Annotated in this window: 6 protein-coding genes; 3 read left to right on the top strand and 3 right to left on the bottom strand. The window is 63.8% G+C overall.

Translation table 11 applies throughout. The features are described 5' to 3' along the window. Nucleotides 1–145 precede the first annotated feature (145 nt). The 3 genes from VIM61_07170 to VIM61_07160 are packed head-to-tail and all read right to left on the bottom strand — an operon-like array spanning nt 146 to nt 2,173. On the bottom strand, nt 146–403 hold the full coding sequence (locus VIM61_07170; protein ID HEY8900175.1) for a hypothetical protein: 258 nt from the start codon (nt 401–403) through the stop codon (nt 146–148). 57 nt (nt 404–460) lie between these two features. After that, nucleotides 461–910 carry a YiiD C-terminal domain-containing protein gene (locus tag VIM61_07165; GenBank protein ID HEY8900174.1) on the bottom strand — a complete coding sequence of 150 codons (450 nt, stop codon included), beginning with the start codon at nt 908–910 and terminating at the stop codon, nt 461–463. Between the two features lie 51 nt (nt 911–961). Then, entirely contained in the window at nt 962–2,173 is a 1,212-nt protein-coding gene (locus tag VIM61_07160) for a 6-bladed beta-propeller (protein HEY8900173.1), read from the bottom strand. Nucleotides 2,174–2,377: 204 nt separating this feature from the next. On the opposite strand from VIM61_07160, the gene VIM61_07155 reads away from it, so the two are divergent. The 3 genes from VIM61_07155 (at nt 2,378) to cutA (ending at nt 4,411) form a co-directional block, all read left to right on the top strand. Further along, the gene (locus VIM61_07155) at nt 2,378–2,887 is read left to right on the top strand and encodes a hypothetical protein (GenBank protein HEY8900172.1); all 510 of its coding nucleotides are present in this window, start codon (nt 2,378–2,380) and stop codon (nt 2,885–2,887) included. A gap of 74 nt (nt 2,888–2,961) precedes the next feature. Further along, complete coding sequence (gene mnmA, locus VIM61_07150; protein HEY8900171.1) at nt 2,962–4,095, top strand: tRNA 2-thiouridine(34) synthase MnmA; 1,134 nt, start codon at nt 2,962–2,964, stop codon at nt 4,093–4,095. Then, on the top strand, nt 4,076–4,411 hold the full coding sequence (cutA, locus tag VIM61_07145; protein HEY8900170.1) for a divalent-cation tolerance protein CutA: 336 nt from the start codon (nt 4,076–4,078) through the stop codon (nt 4,409–4,411). The genes mnmA and cutA overlap by 20 nt, the downstream gene beginning before the upstream one ends. Nucleotides 4,412–4,519: the final 108 nt, after the last annotated feature.

The raw sequence follows: 4,519 nt of genomic DNA, 5'->3' as shown, positions 1-4,519 counted from the left end.
AAAGCAAAATTCTCGCCTGTCGGCGGCGGGTCGGAAACCCGCCGTCGAAGGGGAAAATCTCCGCCTCGCCGACTTCGCGATATTCGTGAAGTCGGCGTGAGCGAGGGCGACCATGCGACCATGCCGCCCCTCGGAATGAAGGTTCCTACACCGAGGACGAGCCGACAATGCCCGTCGCGGAATCCTGGAACGTATTCACTCGAAAGCCCGCGTGTCGGAGCGCCAGGCAGATTCGCTCGTGCGAGATCGTTGCCGCTCGATAGGCCACCCAGGCTCCGCGTTGGACGAGCCGCACCCCGGTTACCCCCGGGAGCGCTCGTAGAATCTGACCGGCGCGAACTTCCTCGTCGCGCGAATGCATGTTCGGGATCGCGAGATCCACTTCGTCATTGGTCGCGTTCATCGACTTCTCCCTTCCACCCACCGCGCCGATTTTGCAACTCCAAACGTGACGAAAATGTCACATCCGGAGCGCCACGTAGGTGCCGTGAAAATCGGCGGCCAATTCCCCGCCGTCGTCGATCGTCACCCGCAGGCCCAGACGCGCGCGCCCGGTCCGAAAATACGTGCCGCGGAACTCCGCAAGCACGTCCTCGCCTGGTCGATGGCACCTCGCCCGCAGATCGCCGCGCACCGGACGCAGGTAACGCATCGCGCTGTCGCGGATGACGACGTGGCTGTCGCGATCGCCCAGCTCGCGCCACACCAGCCCGTAGCCGGCGAGCGTGGCCAGCGCGCTCAGGCTTCCGCCGAAGCCCGTGCCGAGATGGTTGTGGTTCACCGCCAGCGGCGCCGCGACCTCGAAACCGCCCTCGCCCGCCGCGACGACACGAACGCCCATCGTGCGCGTGAGAGGAATCTTCTCGTGCAGGAATCGCTCGATCTCGAGCAGTGGCGAAGTGGCGTCCATGGCGGTCCTCACCTTAGCGTCCCGCCGCCACCTCGCGCAACGCGGGCGCGACTATTTCCGTTTCACCGTGATCGAAACGGTCGCCGAACTCACACCGGACTCGTCGACGGCCGTCACCGAGACCTTGTTCTTCCCCTTCTGAAGCGACGCGATGAACGACCACGTCGTCGTGCCCGACGCCGTGTAGGTCTTCGTCCCGACGACAGCCGTCACCTTGCTGACGGCCGGTGAGCCGTCGGCGCGGGTGACCTTGCCCGAGATCGTGATCTTCGCCTTCTTCGTCGACCGCGTCTTCTTCCCGGAGATCGTCACCACCGGCGGCTCCGTGGACTGCCAGCGCGTGACCCGGCTGTTCCCCTCGTCGAGCACGTAGACCACGCCGCTGCTCCCAAAGGCGACGCCGTAAGGCCTCTTCAACTTCGCGTCGCTCGAGCCGCTGCTTCCGAATTTCGTCAGGAACTTGCCATTCGCGTCGAAGACCTGCACCCGGTCATTGCCCGAGTCGGCCACATACACGCGCCCCGCGCTGTCGATCGCAATCCCTACTGGCCGGGAAAACTCTCCATCGCCCGAGCCTCCCTTGCCCCACTTTTTCTCGAACGAGCCCGTAGACGAAAATCTCTGCACGCGGTTGTTGCCGAATTCCGCGACATAGACATCGCCCGTCTTCGGGTTCACCGCGATGCCGTCCGGCGAGATGAACTGCCCGGAGCCCGTGCCGCCCGATCCCCATCGGCCGAGAAAGGCGCCGGCGGAGTTGAACCGCTGCACACGGTTCCCCTGTTGCTCGCAGACGTAGACGTCGCCGCCCTTCTGGTTGATGGCGATGCCGCTGGGACCGGCGAATTGTCCCGCGAAGATCCCCGTCGATCCCCACGTGCCGAGAAACCTGCCGTCCTTGTCGAAATACTGCACCCGGTCGTTGTAGATATCCGTCACGTAGATTCGGCCGCTCTTCTGCCGCACGGCCACGCCACCCGGTCCGGAGAACTCGCCGTTGCCCGTGCCGGAGTCACCCCATGCCTTTTTGAAACTCCCGCTCGCATCGAAGCGCTCGACACGGTTGTTGTTGAAGTCCGAGACGTAGACCCGGCCGAGCGAGGCATCCGCCGCGAGGCCGTAGGGGAAGTCGAATTGCCCCTTTCCATCACCGCCGGAACCGAACGCACCGAGCCAGGTGAAACTCGGCGTGACAGCCGCGCAAAGGTTGGCAGCCGAGACAAGCAGGGCCAGGAGCGGCCAGCGAAGGAAAACGATTTTCATGGGAAAGAGAGGGAACGACTATCGCCAAAGCGCGCCGCAGCGCCACCCTTTTGGGAGGAATCGCTCGATTCGCGGGACAATCCGAACGAAAGGGCAGCGTTTCCGAACTTCACCCCATTTTCCCGGCATTTCGTCCCAAAGTATTCGCCTCCCCACGAGAATTGGAGAATTTCCGACATAATGAGAAATTCCGGTCCCCGATCGATGCCCCTCGCCTTCGCCGCCATGCGCATTTGCAGCCAGCGCTTCTACACGAACCGCGCGCAGGTCCTCATGCTCCTCTTCGTCGCCCTGCAGGAACTCGGCTCCGCCACGGTCGACGAGGTGGTCGCCTTCCTTGCGAAGAAGTCATGGTTCGCCGAGCAGCCGGAGGATCACAAGGCCTACCCGGCCAGCACTCCCCGCGTTCCCCGCTGGCGCATGCTCATCGCCTTCGCCGCGCAGGACGCCCAGGAATGCGGCCGCGTGGTTCGCGACGAAGACGGCCGCTGGACGCTCAAGCGCTTCGGCCAGGAGGAACTCGAATCCCTCCGCGCAAAATTCCGCATCGGTGCCGGCGAAGTCTTCCGCGGCTACCTGTGGACGACGAAGTTCAAGCAGCTCCTCGACCCCGGCCACATGGCCACCACCGCGGACCGCCCCCGCCCCGCAACGATCTACAACGAAATCCAGTGCCGGAGGATGTCCCGCGCCTACGCCCACATCGCCGTCTGATCGTCATGCTCACGGTCCTTCGGCGCCAGCGAGTTTGACGTTCGGCTGAACTGCCGTCATAGTCCTCGGTTCGAATGAAAGGCAACGGCAGACGGGTGCTCGTTGGCATGAGTGGTGGGGTGGATTCCAGTGTGACCGCCTACCTGCTCAAGCGCGACGGCTGGGAAGTCATCGGCGTGACCATGAAGGTCTGGCCGCAGGACTGCATTTCGCGCGCCGAGGACAAGTGCTGCGGCCCGTCCGCCATTGCCGATGCCCGCGGCGTTGCCCACGCGCTCGGCATCCCGCATTACGTCGTCGACGAGGCCGATCAGTTCGAGAAACTCGTCATCGATTACTTCTCGAGCGAATACCGCGCCGGCCGCACGCCGAATCCGTGCGTGATGTGCAACGAGAAGCTCAAGTTCGGCAATCTCTGGACGAAGGCCGCCGCGCTCGGCGCGGAATACATCGCCACTGGCCACTACGCAATCATCGAGCACCATCAGGGAGGCCCCGAGGGCCAGGACCGCGCCGTGCTTCGCCGTGGCCTCGATGACCGCAAGGACCAGAGCTACTTTCTTTTTTCGCTCCGTCAGGCGCAGCTCCAGCGCGCCGTGACGCCGCTCGGCGGCATGACGAAGCCCGAGATTCGCGAGATCGCCCGCGAGATCGGCCTCAAGGTCGCCGACAAGGTCGACAGCCAGGAGATCTGCTTCGTTCCCGGCAACGACTACAAGGCCTTCCTCCGTTCACACCTCGGCGAGAGCGAATTCCACCCCGGCGGCATTTACGACACCGCGGGCAAATATCTCGCCCCGCACGAGGGCATCGAGATGTTCACGATCGGCCAGCGCAAGGGCCTGCCCGGCGGCTCGCCGTATCCGCTCTACGTGATCGACATCGACGCCGAGAACTCGCGCGTGATCGTCGGCCGCGAGGAGGAACTGGTCCGCGAGGAATTCGAGATCGATAACGCGAACTGGCACATTCCCGACCTCACGGAGCCGCTCGAAGTGACGGTGAAGATTCGCTACGCCCACCCCGGCGCCGCGGCCATCGTCCACCCCGCGGAGAACGGCCGCCATCGCGTGCAGCTCGTCATTCCGCAGCGCGCCGTCACGCCCGGCCAGGCGGCCGTGCTCTACGTCGGCGATCAGGTCGTCGGCGGCGGATGGATTGTCCGCCAGGCCGCCACCATTCGGCTCCATGACGCCGTCGCCGCCTGAGGTTCGTCTGCTCGTCACCACGTTCGCGAAGGAAGCGGATGCCACCAGCGCCGTTCGCATGCTCATTCGCGAGAAGCTCGCCGCCTGCGGCACGCTCTTCCACCGCGCCCGCTCCATCTACATCTGGGACGGCAAACTCGAGGACACCGAGGAAATCGTGGTCTGGATAAAGACCTCCCCCACCCGCACCGAAGCTGCCGCGCAGCGCCTCCGCGAGATTCATCCCTACGACTGCCCGGAGATCCTCACCCTCGACGCACAAAGCCTGAACCCCGCCTACACCTCGTGGGTCAACGAGAATACAAAAGCTCCTTAGACAGAATTCACAGAATTTACGGAATGGAAGTTTCTGAAATCCAATTCCCGAAATTCCGTTAATTCTGTCAAAGTCCTTCCTGCATTTCCCGTGAGCACATTTCTCGAC

The sequence above is a fragment of the Chthoniobacterales bacterium genome (genome assembly GCA_036569045.1).
GTDB lineage: Bacteria > Verrucomicrobiota > Verrucomicrobiia > Chthoniobacterales > JAATET01 > JAATET01.
This window is presented reverse-complemented; position numbering and strand designations above follow the sequence as displayed.